Source organism: Vibrio gazogenes, from assembly GCF_002196515.1.
In the GTDB taxonomy this organism is placed as follows: domain Bacteria; phylum Pseudomonadota; class Gammaproteobacteria; order Enterobacterales; family Vibrionaceae; genus Vibrio; species Vibrio gazogenes_A.
The window spans coordinates 807583-824818 of the sequence record NZ_CP018836.1; the positions used below are offsets into that span (position 1 = coordinate 807583).

The window sequence follows — 17236 nt, forward strand, 5'->3', positions numbered from 1 at the left end:
AATTAATTAGATAATCCTGTAATAACTAATGTATAAAACCACCATAAAAATCACGCTTTACAGAATCGAAGAACATCGCTGTATTGAAATAAGTTGATATATGGAATATATGGATGCTGGCCTAAAAATCATGCTATTAAAATTCTGGTCATAAAAGGGGTGGTAAGAACAGAAACACAATATTGACGAAACGAATACTGTTGTCATTGATACACTCAATATAAAGTTAAAGACATAATATGTAGGATTATAAAAAGCATAATCTAACACTATTATAGTATTTTCAGTAAGATCACATTGAAAGAATATAAATAAACTCACATAAGTCTTAACAATGAAGAGGTAATATTATCGTCGTGATAATTATCAAGAGATGGTTGTAATTATCACTTTATTGTTAGTTTACAAAGTTAGTTCAGTGCTATCGGTAAGAAAATTACTTTCAGCATTTGAATTCAAGAAACTGAGGCATTCCCTTGTTACCAGTCTTCATTGCATAAAACCGTGTATCCGGTTTTAGCACTGTCGTACCAATATTACGCTTGCTACCATGATGCGGGATTTGCATAAATCTCAGCTCTGCACCACTTATACTTGTACATCGTTCCACCTGATCTACTGCATGTTCCAAAGCCTCAATACCCGCATCACCAGTAAACAGGGAGCGTCTGCCATCGACGACTAATTGGGTGATGATGTAATCACCCCCTAAAATAGTGGCATACCATTTTGGAGTTCTTCAGCATAAACTGAGCTAATCAGGGAGAACTCGCTATGAAAAAATCACGCTATACCGAAACACAGATCGTGAAGATTTTGAAAGAAGTAGAAGGTGGCCGCCTTATCAAGGAAGTCTGCCGAGAATACGGCATATCTGACGCAACTTATTACAACTGGAAATCTAAATATGGTGGTATGGAAGCATCGGATGTTAAACGTTTAAAAGAGCTGGAAGACGAAAATCGTCGTCTTAAATCGATGTTTGCAGAATTGAGCTTAGAGCACCGAATTCTCAAAGATATCGTGGAAAAAAAGCTGTAAAGCCAGCGACTAAACGTGAACTCGTTGATTATGCTCGACAGGTGCATAACGTCAGTTTACGTCTTGCTTGTCGCGCAGTTGGCATTAGCGACTCTGTTTATCGATATCAGCCTAAAGCGAACGATGACCAAGAGGTGATCTGTGAATTGCAGAAGGCCGTTGAGCGCTATCCGGCATACGGCTTTGGTCTGTTACTCAAGATCCTTCGTCGCTGGGGTAAGACGTGGAATCATAAGCGGATATATCGGATTTACTGCGAGCTAAAACTCAATAAACGTCGTAAAGGGAAAAAGCGTCTGCCAAATCGTAACCCAGAGCCGCTGAGTGTACCGTTGTCAGAGAATCAGTGTTGGTCTATTGATTTTATGAGCGATAGCCTGCAATGCGGACGTCGGTTCCGAACCTTCAATATTGTGGATGATTTTAACCGAGAAGTATTAACTATCGAAGTCGATCTCAGCCTACCCGCTCAGCGAGTGGTTCGAGTACTTGAACGAGTCATTGCATGGCGAGGCTACCCTGAGAAACTTCGAATGGATAATGGCCCTGAGTTTATCTCCACAACATTAGCAACATGGGCAGAAGAACACGATGTTCAGTTGGAATTTATCCACCCAGGAAAACCCACTCAGAACTCGTACATTGAACGATTTAATCGCACATACCGCACTGAAATCTTGGATATGTACGTCTTCAAAACACTGACGGAAGTTCGAGAATTAACGGAAGACTGGCTCAGGGAATACAACGAAGAACGTCCTCATGGAGCACTGAACGATCTGACACCATGGGAATATTTAATGAAGCATGAACAGGCTGAAAGCTCTAATTATGGGTGTAACTAATTAGGGGAGGTTTACACCTGGATTTATAAAAATGGGCGTGACACAGAATAATGAACCGTCTCTAGAAATTCCTTGATTACATTTTTGTCCATGTTCCGTTAATGCTGTCTCAACAGCTACATTTTCATCAAAAACTATTTACAATAAGTTGGAGTAAGTTCGCTATTGAAATAAATTGAGCCTGCCTCTATGTAACAGGCTCCATAATCTATCTACCATCTATATGTATCAGCTACTATAGAAACCACCTACAACTCAACCTCTACAATTGAATCAAATGCCTCTGACATACACAAAAATGATTTCCATCCATTCACAGCAACCTTAACCTCGTTTAATTCGAACTTACCTTCAGGTTGATCAACCCAATCATCATTAATGTTGATATTTATTTGTACCCCAGAAGCATTAATCACCCAATCCACATCTGTACCCTCAACCTCAAATTCGGCTTCAGTTCCACTTTCTACTTTATCAATGCAACACAAAACAAAATCACAGTCATCTATAGTAGGAGCTATAAGACTTAGTGTATTCGCAAGGTAACGTTGGTATCGTTCCATCTGCTTACTGTCTCCTTCTATAATTTTACGTCGTTGAAATACTTGCCCAATATTTGGATTTTGACCACCGTCAGTATAGAAACATTTTAGCTTTATATTCATACTACTCATCACTTAATCGACTCCTGATATACTGGGTAGACTGTAGTTCTTGGAGAAATATATCCTTCTACTTTAACACCTGATGGGGTTGTAGAACTCCAAAAATCACCATCGACTATTTTATTTGGGCTATTCCAAGCTGCATCAACTTCTACTTTAACACGAGTTTCGTCCCAATCTTTGGGGAACATCGAATTAGTAGATTTATTACTAGTTTTGGTAATCCATTGTTCAGGATTCGCTGGATCTGGGACCTGAATAGTTGCTTTGTATACACCTGATATATCCGGCTTTGACTCAGTCCCAGAAACGATACGGACATCACCATAAAGTAAAGTATGGCCACCTGTTGGTTTGCCTTTTTTGGTATAATCTGCCTTCAGAATATGGTTAAAATCTACAGGTGAATTCTGAACGTAATCATTTGAAAGATCATTCCCAGCAGTCTTCCCAATAACCCCCTGCGCACTTGACTGCCCGGCAAACTCACCCTCAACAACCGCTGACCCATTGCCTCCGGTATATTTCGGTAATGACGTATTATCAACAACCGGAAGCGCACCCTTGACTGTCTTCGTAACCTTGCCAATCGCTTCAAGGGCTTTGGTCGCGGCCGCTTCTCCGCCCAGACCTAACGCGATATTGGTCAGCATCTCACCAACATGCTTCGCTCCCACCTGCTGAGCTTCTTCATTTTTGCCCATCATCCGCAGGGCCAGCATCTCACCCGTATCCCGCTGGTTGTCCGTCAGCATCTGCGTATATGCTTTCGCCATCGCTTTGCCAAATAATACCGGGTGTGAAGCCGCAAACGCTGCAACTTCCGGTAACTGTTTCACGGCATCAACCATGTCATCGAGGCTTTGGGTCGCGCCCGCTTTCATCGCGGATAACTGCTCTGCCGTCAGCTTGCCCTGATAAGTCTCGGCCACGGCCACTTCAAAGCTTATCAGGACACACACCTTAAAGTGCGTCATATTTCGGTGCCGGAGGCTGGGAAGATAAATTGTAATTCCGTGGTTTGTGAAAACCACCCGACCAAGAAAACCATTCCGGGAGAATGGTTAGGCTTTTCCGGGCAGGACGCCCGTAAAAGCTGGTTCTGGACAACGCACGACCAAGCCCAACAAAAAAAGATTTTCTGGTTCGTCTTTCATCTCTGAAAGATGAACAGGCGCACAGCACACCGATGCCACTGAAATCGAAAAACGGAATTGTGCGTCATATTTCGGAGCCGGAGGCTAGGCAAATAAAACTTTTGTGCAGGTGTTTGGGACGCAATAACATTCATCAATTTCAATGGCATTTTCGACAGCGCCCCAGAGACTTTTGCCCAGCAGCAAAAGTCCCCAAAAGTGCCTTGAGTTTGAGTTCAGCGCGTGTAATCAGGGTCGGATTGATTCGCATCCTGCTCAAGCAATCCTGAAAAATCTTCCATGATTTTTCACCCTGAGAGCATCGCTCAATTTGGCTTTAAAAATATTTCTCTCAATTCAAATCAGCCACCAAACCAAGAAAACCATTCACGGATGAATGGTTAGGCTTTTCCGGGCAGGACGCCCGTAAAAGCTGGTTCTGGACAACGCACGACCAAGCTCAACAAAAAAAGATTTTCTGGTTCGTCTTTCATCTCTGAAAGATGAACAGGCGCACAGCACACCGATGCCTCTGAAATCGAAAAACGGAATTGTGCGTCATGCCTCGAAGCCAAAGGCGACAAGAATCACCAGACAAACCAATAAAACCGAACCCCGTCGCATTTCCCTAGGCAACCCATCTAAAACCATGACAAACAGTGTTTTTTGCCGCTCGCTTCTTTTATCCTATGGCGATTCAATCCACACAGACCGAATATCGCTTTATGAAAACATCTCTCGACCATTTGCCCGAATCCAAACAGCAAGAGCTTCAGAACATTTCAACCATTCTGCGCGATACGCTGGACGACTATCTTCAGGGCAAAACAGCGAGTAAAAGCGAGTTTCGCATCCTAAAAATCATCCTGTTCGGCAGCCATGCCAAAGGCAGTTGGGTCAACGATCCGGTCAATGGCTATATCAGCGATTACGATATTCTGGTGATTGTGAATAAAGCCGCACTGGTTGAAGAAGATGTGGTCTGGCAACGCGCCAAAGAGCAGATCGACCGTAAAGTCACTTCCGCACCACTGGGATTGATTGTCCATGATTTGCAGGAAGTGAACGAACGGCTACAGCAAGGGCACTACTTTTTTAAGGATATCCGTGAAGAAGGGATTGAACTGTTTGCCGCCACACCCAAACCATTGGCCGAGCCGGGGGATTTAACCGAAGCAGAAAAGCAGGAAATTGCCCGTAAGCATTATGAACAGTGGTTCAAAAGCGCCAATGGTTTCTTTGATCATTTCCAGTTCAGTTTAGAAAAAGGGGATGAGAAAATTTCTGCATTCATGCTTCATCAAGTCACAGAAAGACTCTTTGCCTGTACCCTACTCACCTGCACCAATTATTTACCTAAATCCCACAACATCGAAAAACTGGGCAAACTATGCGCCCAAATCGATGCTGAATTTGCGACGATTTTCCCGCTCGACAACAAATTCCACCGCCGCTGCTTCCGTCGCCTGCAACGCGCCTATATCGAAGCCCGCTATTCGGAGCATTATGAGATTACCGTGGAAGAACTGACTTATTTGGAGGGTGAGGTGCAAAAGCTGAAAGGGTTGGTGGAGCGGGTTTGTTTGGGGTGGATTGGGTAATAGAGCTGGAACAACGTAGAACAATGAACCGTCTACTTAAATAGGAGTATATATTGGAACCTGTCATTCATCACAATTGGGCTTTATCTGAAATGGAAGCATTAGATATACAAAAAGAGCTCGCCCAAAAAGTAATTACGCATGATTCCTTTAATAAAATTGGATTAGTTGCCGGTGTTGATGTCGCTTATCAAAAAAGCAGCCATAAACTTGTCGCAGCCGCAGTTATTCTTGATGCTGATACCTTAGATGTTGTAGAAAAAGTAGCAGAGGAAGATATCGAGCAGTTTCCTTACATTCCCGGATTGTTCTCCTTTCGGGAAATACCTCCATTAGTAAAAGTATTCAAAAAACTTCAACATAAACCGGATTTAATTGTTTGTGATGGACAAGGCTATGCCCACCCTCGCCGATTTGGACTAGCCTGTCATTTAGGTGTAATTTTCGATATACCAACGATTGGCTGTGGCAAAACACGATTAATCGGCACATATGATGAACCAAACACAATAAGAGGATAAGTGAGCCCCCTCTTTAATGAGAATGAGATTATTGGTTCGGTATTAAGAACACAAAACAATGTGAATCCAATCTATGTTTCTATAGGTCACCGGATTTCCTTAGAAACTGCTTGTGGCTGGATACTAAAACTGGCCCCCAAGTACCGCCTCCCTGAAACAACCCGGCTCGCTGATCAACTTGTTAACCAATACATGAAAGAGATTCTACAGTAAGATCTCTTTATCATTAAATTTTATATAGCATTCTGGATTATTTAGCTTTATTTCTCTTATTACTTCTGCATTAATCAATGTAGAAGTAATGGAAAGGTTTTCTAACATTGGTAATTCTTTCAACAAAAAAACACTCCTTTCTGTGATTTTTGTATCAGAAACATATAATATTTTTATATTTTTAATACCATCATTTGTGAAAATTCTTTTAAACACATCATCATCAATAAATAATCCTCGAATAGACAAAAAATCTCCTATCCTTAATGTATCTATAAAACAATCATCTCTAAATAAGCCACAAAGTAATTGATCTGATAATAATATCACTTGATTAAAATAATCATCACTAATATTTAATACTGAGATAGTTCCATCTTCATTAAACAATAGTTTTATAAAAATCTGATGATGATATGAAATCTCAAACCGTTCAACCTGACCACTTTTATACCAAAGAAAATTTTGCGACAACTTGGGGTGTTCAATCTCAATTGCCTCAATACAACCCGTCGGATAATATCCGATACTCGAATCACTCCAGCCTCTCACATACATATACTCTGCTGTGCAAAAATCCCCTTCAAATTCAAGCGATAAACCCGTAAACATATCGCCATTAAAACACATAAAAGGCTGATAAGAATCTTCATCTTCAGGTTCGAGTAATTCGTCATCAATAATTAGCTTTGTATCAAAGCCATGAAAATGTTCAAATAAGTATTCTCCAACAACGTTACCATCGCTAAATTCATTCGCACTTTCCAGCATATTGTCATTCATTAAGAAGGCTACGCCAGTAAAAGGAACATCGTTATAGAAGAATACCCCCTCCTTCTCCGTTAAAGCACTTTGCTTTACCCTCAGCATAAAATACTTCATATCATTTGACTCCTGTAAGAATATCGACCTGATTCGACAGTATACCACTACAGTTGGTACATGCAGGAAAAGCTTGCCCTTGCCCATTGCCCGGAGCCAATTTAACTGTTGATACTTTTACTTTAGATAAATCAAAACCTTCGGGTAGTTGATTAATAATATCATTCACAGACTGAACCTCTGCATGTAGCCCAGGAATCCCTGCGATGGTATCAAATACTTTTCCTTCACCAATATGTTTCATTATTTCTGCTTGAGTTATTTGATTAAGGGGATTTTTTGCATCTTCATATAATTCCTTAACAGCAGAGATAAATGCCTGTTTATCCTCAATCACAAAATGTTGCTCATCAACTTGGCTAACACCCGGGAATTTATTTACCTTGCCGGGGAGATTTGTATATTCTTTGCTCACAACTTCCAGTTCATCAACCGATGCTCTTGAAACCGCTGCTTGTCTTTTTAATTTCTTTGTTGATAACCCCGAATCTAATATCTTAGCCGCATCATTTAAAACTGTACTTGTTAGCTCATGTTGCGGTGTTTCGGCTAACGGAAGCGTTCTGTCGATATCACTAGCCCCGTTGCCTCCGGTATATTTCGGTAATGACGTATTATCAACAACCGGAAGCGCACCCTTGACGGTCTTCGTAACCTTGCCAATCGCTTCAACGGCTTTGGTCGCGGCCGCTTCTCCGCTCAGACCTAACGCGATATTGGTCAGCATCTCACCAACATGCTTCGCTCCCACCTGCTGAGCTTCTTCATTTTTGCCCATCATCCGTAGGGCCAGCATCTCTCCCGTATCCCGCTGGTTATCCGTCAGCATCTGCGTATATGCTTTCGCCATCGCTTTGCCAAATAATACCGGGTGTGAAGCCGCAAACGCTGCAACTTCCGGTAACTGTTTCACGGCATCAACCATGTCATCGAGGCTTTGGGTCGCGCCCGCTTTCATCGCGGATAACTGCTCTGCCGTCAGCTTGCCCTGATAGGTATCTGCCACCGCAACTTCAAGGTTCTGCTTGTAGAAGTTCAGATATTCTGGATTGCGTGCCACCGGTCCGGCAGCCTCACTCTGCGGATAACCGCCCGGATTGTTGACCTCAACACCACTGGTCAGGTTTTCACTGAACAGACTGGTGTCCTTGTACACATCCGATTCAGGGTCTTCGCTGAACCAGTTCGCCACCACATCATCATCTTTGAGCAGCTCTTTACCCTGCGCTTCAGCAAACCCATCCAATAGCTCGTTTGCCGCCGCAACATCATCGCCAATACTGGCATCATCCAGTTGGTAGACTTCAGACCATTTCTCATCCACCCGGCCTGCGGCAACTTGTGCTAAAAGTTTTTCAGCCTTGTCACTCGACATCCCGGTCTTCTGCGCCAGTTGGTCTGACAGCGAGTGAATCGCAGCCACCTCTTTCGGGTGTAACTGACGATACACCACATTCGCATCACCTACCTGATTGGCCGATGCGGTGCCCTGCGCCACTATCGAACTGTTTTGTAGGCTGCTGGCAAACGTCTCTGAATAGCTCGAATAGTTGTCACTGCTGTACAACTGTCCCAGACGCCGGGCATACTGCTCACCCATCGCTTCGTTCATCGAAGTCCGCTCCGTCTCAGACCCTGCCGTCCCCGTTTGTAAATCCTTCTGCCGTCCCAGCTCCTGACCAATGGCCGTATTAATGATGCTGTGGTTTGGGACGCAATAACATTCATCAATTTCAATGGCATTTTCGACAGCGCCCCAGAGACTTTTGCCCAGCAGCAAAAGTCCCCAAAAGTGCCTTGAGTTTGAGTTCAGCGCGTGTAATCAGGGTCGGATTGATTCGCATCCTGCTCAAGCAATCCTGAAAAATCTTCCATGATTTTTCACCCTGAGAGCATCGCTCAATTTGGCTTTAAAAATATTTCTCTCAATTCAAATCAGCCACCCAACCAAGAAAACCATTCACGGATGAATGGTTAGGCTTTTCCGGGCAGGACGCCCGTAAAAGCTGGTTCTGGACAACGCACGACCAAGCTCAACAAAAAAAGATTTTCTGGTTCGTCTTTCATCTCTGAAAGATGAACAGGCGCACAGCACACCGATGCCACTGAAATCGAAAAACGGAATTGTGCGTCATGCCTCGAAGCCAAAGACGGCAAGAATCACCAGACAAATCAATAAAACCGAACCCCGTCGCATTTCCCTAGGCAACCCCTCTAAAACCATGACAAGCAGTGTTTTTTGCTACTCACTTCTTTTATCCTATGCGCTATTCAATCCACACAGACCGAATATCGCTTTATGAAAACATCTCTCGACCATTTGCCCGAATCCAAACAGCAAGAGCTTCAGAGCATTTCAACCATTCTGCGTGACACGCTGGAAGACTATCTTCAGGGCAAAAACGGGAGTAAAAGCGAGTTTCGGATCTTAAAAATCATCCTGTTCGGCAGCCATGCCAAAGGCAGTTGGGTCAACGATCCGATCAACGGCTATATCAGCGATTACGATATTTTGGTGATTGTGAATAAAGCCGCATTGGTTGAAGAAGATGTCGTCTGGCAACGCGCCAAAGAGCAGATCGACCGTAAAGTCACTTCCGCACCACTGGGATTGATTGTCCATGATTTGCAGGAAGTGAATGAACGGCTACAGCAAGGGCATTATTTCTTCAAAGATATCCGCGAAGAGGGAATTGAACTGTTTGCCGCCACACCGAAACCATTGGCAGAGCCGGGGGATTTAACCGAAGCAGAAAAGCAGGAAATTGCCCGTAAGCATTATGAGCAGTGGTTTGAAAGTGCAGTTCAGTTTATTGCTTTACACCAAGTAACGATGCAAAACCATTGGTTGAAAAAAGCTGCGTTTTTACTCCATCAAGCAAGTGAACATTTATTCGCCTGTACCCTACTCACCTGCACCAACTATTTACCTAAATCCCACAACATCGAAAAACTGGGCAAACTGTGCGCCCAAATCGATGCTGAGTTTACAACCATTTTCCCGCTCGACAACAAATTCCACCGCCGCTGCTTCCGTCACCTGCAACGCGCCTATATCGAAGCCCGCTATTCGGAGCATTATGAGATTACCGTGGAAGAACTGACTTATTTGGAGGGTGAGGTGCGAAAGCTGAAAGAGTTGGTGGAACGGGTTTGTTTGGGGCGGGTTGGGTGAAGGGGCTGGAACCTGATGGTTCCAGCTTGGTGGGCGAATGAATCACCCCTGTTTGGATTTTATTTATTCAAAAATATTCATATGGATTACACTAGCTGCTACTATGGCATTCTCATCAAAATAGAGCGAATAATTTCCTCACCTTCCTTATAATTTTTAATTACGTCTAATGGCTTATAGTTATGCAGAGCAGGAATATTTGTTTCAAGCCAACGCTTTGAATGTTCTACCGGGCCAACTTTACACAGAAGTACTTTTGCCACATCTTCTGAGATTTCAGAATCAAATAATTTATCAACCTCTGATTCAGATAAACGCAAACTATTTACAAATATTTTCCATGCATATTCACCCAAGTAATTATTATGTAGTTCTATCAATTCTTCAGGAAGTTTATTCATTTTTCAGTATCACTATATTTGAACCTTCGGAGTCTCGGGCTGAAGGAGCTAGAATACCATCATATCCATGCTCTTTAGCCCACTTTCCAATTGCTTGTGTTTTTGAATAGTCACTACCGTTAGTAATATCTTCCAAAGTCACATTTAATTTACCTCTAACTTGGCTATCAGTTAAATCCAAAACTTTTTTTAATTTTACTTCTTTAGTTAGTACAACTCTCAAATCCTGAGCATTAGGATCGTAGTGACTTATTTCGTTCAGAGCCGTGTTCTGAGAAGTTCCAGCATAAACACCTCCCTGACCCTGCCCTGTATAACGGTGGTCAGCATTTATATTTCCAGAATGCTGATCCCAAGAAGTTTCTATGTATTAAGGCTTTTCATATCGATAAACAGTCCCTTCATAAGTTTTTCCTTCAGGTAGATCAATTTTAGATAAATCATAACCTAATGAAGGCGACACTGGCTCAGCCAAACTACCACGATTCACACTCGGTGTCTCGGCTGAAGAAGCCCCGACCACTGAACCACCAGAATTTCCCCGACTGATGATCGATGCCTCTTCCCGGGATAACGTGTTCCCTGAAGTTGGCAATCCTTTTGTCGACAACGAACTAACCGTATCAGCTTTCTCCCCTATTCCCTTGAGTGCCTTATATGCTGTCGCATCCTCTGCTGTCGCTGCGCCAGTATATTTGCCTCCTTTCGCCGCACCTAATCCAGCGGCAAGACCACTCAAGAAACCGACCCCTGACTCAAACTGCTCTTTAGTGATATTGGTTCCGTAGGCCTCATTGAATGCTTTCAGACTATTCTCAGTCCCTTGATCCATACCTGCTTGATACCGATCCGTCCGCGCATCGCTGTCGGTGTAGCCAAATGATTTGTCCACCACCGTTGCCATGTTCATATTGTCGGCAACTTTCAGGAAGCTATATTTCAACAACACTTCCTGTGCTTCCGGATTGCTGGCTCCAGCCTCTTCAAGGGCTTTCATTTCATTATATTTTTCTGTGCCGACTGCATATTCCGCAGAACAATGCGTCAAGGCACAGGCGGCCTCTTTCAGCTCTTGCTGACGGCGCTTATCATTCCCGGCAAGTGCCAGAATCGCAGTTCGCTCATCAGCATTCGGCTGACGATAATCAATCGTCGGGTCTCGTAATAATGGCGCTGCCGTTTGTGTATTTTCTCGAACTAAATCACTATGATTTGTGCCTCGCTGTAAATTCCAGCCACCGAAATCGCCACGCCCTGTATTGGCGAAGTTGAAACCAACATAATCTTCAGTGGCTTCACCCATCGTGTCGGCATACTCTTCCCGATTCGCCTTATAGACATCATTATGTGTACCGGTACTTTGAGCATCGTCCAGATAATGTTGGGTTTCATGGCCGATGGTGTTGACAATATCTTCAAGACGGTAATGTGCTGCATCATTAATGAGCACCTTCCCTGCCGCATATGCGCCTTTCGCGGACTGACCATTCGCTGTTTTAACCAGTGCTGTCATCACTTGTGCAGGGTTCAAACCAAACTGCTCAGCAACAGATGCTGACAGTGCCTGATAAGCCGCCTCCTTTTGCGCCGGGGTTGCAGTCGGGTTATTGAGCGTCTCGACATACGCCTGATTGTCATCGCTTGTCACAAATGTTTTTGCTGCGGTAAAGAACCCTTGTTTCTGTCCCACATGCTCCCGCAGGCTGCTGACACCACTGTCGTCATCACTCAATAAGCCTACGCTCTTTTTCGTTACCGTATCGGCAATCGCAGTGCCAGTGATTGCATTGCGTTTAAAGTCTTCCTTGATTTGTGCACGCCCGGTCTCACTCAGCAACCGATGGTCAACCGTGACATCAAAGTTGCCCTGCTGACGATCCACTGAGTACAGGTCTTTGGTCGTGTTGGTGATATCCCGGTTCAGACGCTCGGTATCATCACTGTTGTGTGTGTCCTCAATACGCAGCACGCCCTGTCCGACCGTCGCCAGCGTTTTACTCTTGTGATAACCGCTTTGATTGGTGTACTGATATCTCGATGAGTTATAGGTACTGTCCATTTGGGTCGAATCGGTTTTATCCTTGCCGATACCGACACCCGTGCTCACCCCGGCATTGAGGCTACTGGTATAACGGGTATTGCTCAGGTCGGTATAGCTCAGCGTGCCGGTTTCCAGATTGAGCTTTCCTGCGTCGCTGCCGTCTTCATTCACCGTCGCAATCGTCGCGCCCTTGATATCGGTATTGCCACCCACGCTAATATTGGCATCACCACCGGCAGTGATACGGGTTTGCACGGTTTCCCGGCTGTGTGAACGCCCGTTGGAGAGGTTCACGCCACCATTCACGCCCTGTAAGTTCCCGGCATGATCAAAGCCGCTCACAGCACCACCTCTGCCGACATCCCCGCCGGAAAGACTCAATCCACCGCTGACAGAACCGCCGTGATTGGTGCTGCTGTAGCGGTTCTGTACCGACGCCACATTCAGGTCACCGCCCACCGACATATCCAGTTGCTCATTGGCCGCAACGCTGGCACCGTTCACATCGGTATTACCGTCCGAGGTAATTTGGATATGATCGGCACTCAACACACTGTTGGTGTGGGTCTGACTGTTAGATACAGTCTCATTGCGGCTATAGCTGGCATCAAGGTTAATCCCGCTGTTCGCCCCGAATAGCGTGACAGAAGCACCGACATGCGCCGACTCGCTGCCATTTGAGTTGCTGTTTTGCTCATCTGACGCCAGCAGATTCACTTGATTGCCACTGACAGCCAGTGTGTCTTCAGCCTGTACCACAGAGCCCTGTACCGTCGCTGACTGTCCGGCTTGGTGACCCGCCTCAATCGTGACATTCTGCCCCGACAATTGAGAGCCGACCGACGTCACCTGAAGGGACTGGCTGTTTTGTTTGTTGGCATCAATATCCAGATGCAGCCCGGCGTCAAAACCAAACGCACCGGAAGTGATACTGTTTACCGCCGCAGCATTTTGTTTTGCCAACAGGGTCGTTTTGGAAGCAAGGGTCAGCTTATCAGGACACACACCTCATAGTGCATCATATTTCGGTGCCGGAGGCTGGGAAGATAAATTGTAATTCCGTGGTTTGGGAAAACCACCCAACCAAGAAAATCATTCATGGAAGAATGATTAAGCTTTTCCGGGCAGGACGCCCGTAAAAGCCGGTTCTGGACAACGCACGACCAAGCCCAACAAAAAAAGATTTTCTGGTTCGTCTTTCATCTCTGAAAGATGAACAGGCGCACAGCACACCGATGCCTCTGAAATCGAAAAACGGAATTGTGCGTCATGCCTCGAAGCCAAAGGCGACAAGAATCACCAGACAAGTCAATAAAACCGAACCTCGTCGCATTTCCCCCGGCAACCTCAATAAAACCATGACAAACAGTGTTTTTTGCCGCTCGCTTCTTTTATGCTATGGCGATTCAATCACAGACCAAACATTGCTTTATGAAAACATCCCTCGACCATTTACCCGAATCCAAACAACAGGAGCTTGCCACCATATCGACCATTCTGCGCGATACGCTGGACGACTATCTTCAGGGCAAAAACGGGAGTAAAAGCGAGTTTCGGATCCTAAAAATCATCCTGTTCGGCAGCCATGCCAAAGGCAGTTGGGTCAACGATCCGGTCAATGGCTATATCAGCGATTACGATATTCTGGTGATTGTGAATAAAGCCGCATTGGTTGAAGAAGATGTGGTCTGGCAACGCGCCAAAGAGCAGATCGACCGTAAAGTCACTTCCGCACCGCTGGGATTGATTGTCCATGATTTGCAGGAAGTGAACGAACGGCTACAGCAAGGGCATTATTTCTTCAAAGATATCCGCGAAGAAGGGATTGAACTGTTTGCCACCACACCAAAACCATTGGCCGAGCCGGGAGATTTGACTGAGGAAGAAAAACAGGAGATTGCTCGGAAACATTATGAGCAGTGGTTTGAAAGTGCAGAGCAGTTTTTCGTTTCATATGAAGATGATCTAAAACGGAATTGGCTCAAAAAGTCAGCTTTCATGCTTCATCAATCGGCTGAACGTTTCTTCGCTTGTGCTCTACTTACTTGCACCAACTACCTGCCAAAATCTCACGATATCGAAAAGCTCAGTAAACTTTGCTCACAAATCGATGCTGAATTTGCAACCATTTTCCCGCTCGACAACAAATTCCACCGCCGCTGCTTCCGCCGTCTGCAACGGGCGTATATCGAAGCCCGCTATTCGGAGCATTATGAAATTACGGTTGAAGAATTGGCGTATCTGGAGGGTGAGGTGCAAAAGCTGAAAGGATTGGTGGAACGGGTTTGTTTGGGGCGGGTGCAGAGCTGAAAGTCTCGTACAAATACTGGCTGAGCGCCTTCCTGATATCCTTTGGGTAGTTAAACCACTATAGACACGCACCATAAGTAAATCCATTCCTTGAGGTGTGTGTCCTGCTTATTTCACTGTCTCAGGATTCTGAACACTCTCCTCATGAAATGTTAATAGGCTCACCTATGACTCTATTCCAAATTTCAATGAGCCATCCATACAACTCTTCAGATGAGTCAAACTCTTCTTTGGTTATCTCATCATATTCAGCAATTGAAATAGAATGATTTTCAATTGCTGATCGAAGCTGTTCCTTGAAAATATTTGGCTTACTATATGACCAATTATCATATTTATAATGCTCTGCCAGCAGCTCAATATTAGTTGCATTCACATGACAATAAGATTCAAAAACTTTTTTCAATGGCTCTGGTATTGGCATATGTTACTTCTTAATTCACAGGATACTGGGTTCAAAAAAAATAAGGACACCCGCTCTAATCAATCTCTCATCATCATGAAATCAGTCTGATAATTGATGACCAATAAATTTGAACTCACTCGGAATCAGCGGTTAAATCGATTCCCTATCCAGCTTCAATTCTCCACGATAAGACTCATATATCATCATCCCAATAGCATCCATGACGAATTATAAGGACACACGCCATAAGTAAATCTATCCCTTGAATGTGTGTGTCCTGCTTATTCCAGAAGCTGAAAGAGTTGGTGGAACGGGTTTGTTTGGGACGGGTGTAGAGCTGAAACCTGACGTGGTCTCAGCTCTGCAACCACTTTGACGTTCCAAGGATAAATAATGAACAATTTCGTCTTGCTACCAGAGTTAATATCTTATATCTCTATGCCACTGGGAGAAAAAATTTAATGAATTTTTTCCCATAAACGATCTAGCATATTCACCCGCAGCAGTCTGAGCGATATCTTCTAAAAAGCAAGATTTAAGAGAATTTGCTAACAAGGAGTTAGAGTGGGTTAAACTATGCTCTATAAAATCAAATAACTCTACCATTTTTCCAACATTGATATTCTCTTGCCAATCAGGCTCAATTTTCATAGTAGCGGGGCTATGTCTAAATTGACTTTGATCAATAAAGAAATGAGCAAATTCATTGCATACACCACAAAATGTAAAATCACCATTATCTTCAATATTATAATTATCGTCAGAATTCCATCTTTCAATAAAGCTGGGAGCTATATATATAAAAAATTTGAGTAGTTCGTCTGGTGTATCCATCATCATTTATTATTCTTACCATCTATAGCATTGCGAAAGTCTTTCAACATCTCCTGAGCAGCATGCTTATCTGAAAGAGATGCTGATGAATTGCTCTTCAACCACTTCTCAAGCCTTGTTATAACTTGAGGAGCTTTATTATTTAAATGGTCTGCACCATTTAACATACCACCAGAATTATATTCCCATCGAGCTGCATCAGCGGTACTGCCAGTCCCTTCATATGAAGAGAATTTATCCCCTTTATAAACATCATTTACTATATTTTGCAATTTTTGATCATCAACCTCTGGTCGCTTAAAGCTCCCTGCATAGTTTCCTCCCTCTTGATAACCATATAAATTACGATTCTCAATGGTCCTGAACGATACTTTTCTGGGCTATGAGCATCAGAACAAAATAAGGAAACAAAATAAGGACACCCGCTCTAATCAATCTATCATCATCATGAAATCAGTCTGATCATTGATGACCAATAAATTTGAACTCACTCGGAATCAGCGGTTAAATCGATTCCCTATCCAGCCTCAATCCTCCACGATAATACTCATATATCATCATCCCGGTAGCATCCATGACGAATTATAAGGACACACACCTTAACAAACCACAAAATTTTTCTCATACATTACCCAACTCCTGTTGTAGCAAAAATGGTACAGTTTTATGATCTAACTTCGGGCGAGTGTCCTCGCTATTTTTCACTCGTTATTTTTTTCAAAACTTTTAATAGTTAACAATGCTTGTCCAATATCATCAATATTAACTTTCCATTCAGAAATAGGATCACCATCTTCTGTAATTGTTTCACGTTCAGGAACATATCTTATAAAATTATTTTCATCAAACGGCTCCTTTAACTCATCCACGAACAGAACATGATTTTGTATATAAACATCATTTCCAACTCGATAGATAACCCACCAAAAAATAAAGTTAGCTGTAGTTGGATTATACATCGCAGTAATAAAAGCAGATTTTTTGCCACCTGAAAAAATCACTTCTAACCCTCTAGTCCATTGTGATAGATACTCATTTCTATCCCAATAAGAAAGAGGAACATGAAAATCTTCTGAAAAATCTTCTATTTTTATATTTCCTACTAGAATCTGCTCACCTTCAGATTCAATTTTTACTGTTCCAAGTTTTAAACTAAACATAAGTT

Annotated in this window: 15 protein-coding genes and 1 pseudogene; 5 read left to right on the forward strand and 11 right to left on the reverse strand. The window is 43.5% G+C overall.

What is annotated here, in order from left to right; genetic code table 11:
* Positions 1-774: 774 nt before the first annotated feature.
* Positions 775-1886, forward strand: a protein-coding gene (locus BSQ33_RS19120; RefSeq protein ID WP_420070639.1) for an IS3 family transposase whose coding sequence is annotated in 2 segments (ribosomal slippage) — positions 775-1036 and positions 1036-1886 — 1113 coding nt in all. Because the reading frame shifts where the segments join, the coding sequence is not laid out codon by codon here.
* Between the two features lie 248 nt (positions 1887-2134).
* On the opposite strand, the gene BSQ33_RS19125 is transcribed toward BSQ33_RS19120, so the two are convergent.
* Both BSQ33_RS19125 and BSQ33_RS19130 read right to left on the reverse strand, forming a co-directional pair.
* Positions 2135-2560 (reverse strand): hypothetical protein, encoded by a 426-nt coding sequence (locus tag BSQ33_RS19125; protein WP_088134954.1) that lies wholly within the window; start codon positions 2558-2560, stop codon positions 2135-2137.
* Entirely contained in the window at positions 2560-3528 is a 969-nt protein-coding gene (locus BSQ33_RS19130) for an EndoU domain-containing protein (protein ID WP_088134955.1), read from the reverse strand. Before BSQ33_RS19130 ends, BSQ33_RS19125 begins: the two co-directional genes overlap by 1 nt.
* Positions 3529-4412: 884 nt before the next feature.
* Between BSQ33_RS19130 and BSQ33_RS19135 the strand changes: the two genes are divergently transcribed.
* A complete protein-coding gene (locus tag BSQ33_RS19135; protein ID WP_157721445.1) occupies positions 4413-5288 on the forward strand; it encodes a HEPN domain-containing protein in 876 nt (291 codons plus the stop codon).
* A 92-nt stretch (positions 5289-5380) separates the two neighbouring features.
* Positions 5381-6022: pseudogene (gene nfi, locus BSQ33_RS22075) on the forward strand (deoxyribonuclease V).
* Here nfi and BSQ33_RS19145 read toward each other — a convergent pair.
* Both BSQ33_RS19145 and BSQ33_RS19150 read right to left on the reverse strand, forming a co-directional pair.
* Complete coding sequence (locus BSQ33_RS19145) at positions 6014-6904, reverse strand: hypothetical protein (RefSeq protein WP_088134957.1); 891 nt, start codon at positions 6902-6904, stop codon at positions 6014-6016. The pseudogene nfi and the gene BSQ33_RS19145 overlap by 9 nt on opposite strands.
* Position 6905: 1 nt before the next feature.
* A complete protein-coding gene (locus BSQ33_RS19150; RefSeq protein WP_088134958.1) occupies positions 6906-8684 on the reverse strand; it encodes a YwqJ-related putative deaminase in 1779 nt (592 codons plus the stop codon).
* A gap of 519 nt (positions 8685-9203) precedes the next feature.
* On the opposite strand from BSQ33_RS19150, the gene BSQ33_RS19155 reads away from it, so the two are divergent.
* Positions 9204-10079 carry a HEPN domain-containing protein gene (locus BSQ33_RS19155; protein WP_088134959.1) on the forward strand — a complete coding sequence of 292 codons (876 nt, stop codon included), beginning with the start codon at positions 9204-9206 and terminating at the stop codon, positions 10077-10079.
* 101 nt (positions 10080-10180) lie between these two features.
* Here the strand turns inward: BSQ33_RS19155 and BSQ33_RS19160 are convergent, their stop codons facing one another.
* Genes BSQ33_RS19160 through BSQ33_RS19170 form a run of 3 tightly spaced genes read right to left on the reverse strand, consistent with a single transcriptional unit; the run spans position 10181 to position 13484 of the window.
* A complete protein-coding gene (locus BSQ33_RS19160) occupies positions 10181-10480 on the reverse strand; it encodes an antitoxin Xre/MbcA/ParS toxin-binding domain-containing protein (RefSeq protein ID WP_088134960.1) in 300 nt (99 codons plus the stop codon).
* On the reverse strand, positions 10473-10847 hold the full coding sequence (locus BSQ33_RS19165) for an RES family NAD+ phosphorylase (RefSeq protein WP_088134961.1): 375 nt from the start codon (positions 10845-10847) through the stop codon (positions 10473-10475). The genes BSQ33_RS19160 and BSQ33_RS19165 overlap by 8 nt, the downstream gene beginning before the upstream one ends.
* A gap of 3 nt (positions 10848-10850) precedes the next feature.
* Positions 10851-13484, reverse strand: a complete 2634-nt coding sequence (locus tag BSQ33_RS19170) for a hemagglutinin repeat-containing protein (protein WP_198298196.1) — start codon at positions 13482-13484, stop codon at positions 10851-10853.
* A 468-nt stretch (positions 13485-13952) separates the two neighbouring features.
* On the opposite strand from BSQ33_RS19170, the gene BSQ33_RS19175 reads away from it, so the two are divergent.
* Positions 13953-14831, forward strand: a complete 879-nt coding sequence (locus tag BSQ33_RS19175; RefSeq protein ID WP_157721446.1) for a HEPN domain-containing protein — start codon at positions 13953-13955, stop codon at positions 14829-14831.
* A 142-nt stretch (positions 14832-14973) separates the two neighbouring features.
* Here BSQ33_RS19175 and BSQ33_RS19180 read toward each other — a convergent pair whose 3' ends face one another.
* The 4 genes from BSQ33_RS19180 to BSQ33_RS19195 all read right to left on the reverse strand — a co-directional run bounded on the left by BSQ33_RS19180 (position 14974) and on the right by BSQ33_RS19195 (position 17231).
* The gene (locus BSQ33_RS19180) at positions 14974-15255 is read right to left on the reverse strand and encodes a hypothetical protein (protein WP_088134964.1); all 282 of its coding nucleotides are present in this window, start codon (positions 15253-15255) and stop codon (positions 14974-14976) included.
* Between the two features lie 402 nt (positions 15256-15657).
* The gene (locus tag BSQ33_RS19185) at positions 15658-16077 is read right to left on the reverse strand and encodes a hypothetical protein (RefSeq protein ID WP_021021974.1); all 420 of its coding nucleotides are present in this window, start codon (positions 16075-16077) and stop codon (positions 15658-15660) included.
* Positions 16074-16343, reverse strand: a complete 270-nt coding sequence (locus tag BSQ33_RS19190) for a hypothetical protein (RefSeq protein WP_021021973.1) — start codon at positions 16341-16343, stop codon at positions 16074-16076. Before BSQ33_RS19190 ends, BSQ33_RS19185 begins: the two co-directional genes overlap by 4 nt.
* Positions 16344-16772: 429 nt before the next feature.
* On the reverse strand, positions 16773-17231 hold the full coding sequence (locus tag BSQ33_RS19195) for a hypothetical protein (protein WP_088134965.1): 459 nt from the start codon (positions 17229-17231) through the stop codon (positions 16773-16775).
* Positions 17232-17236 lie beyond the last annotated feature (5 nt).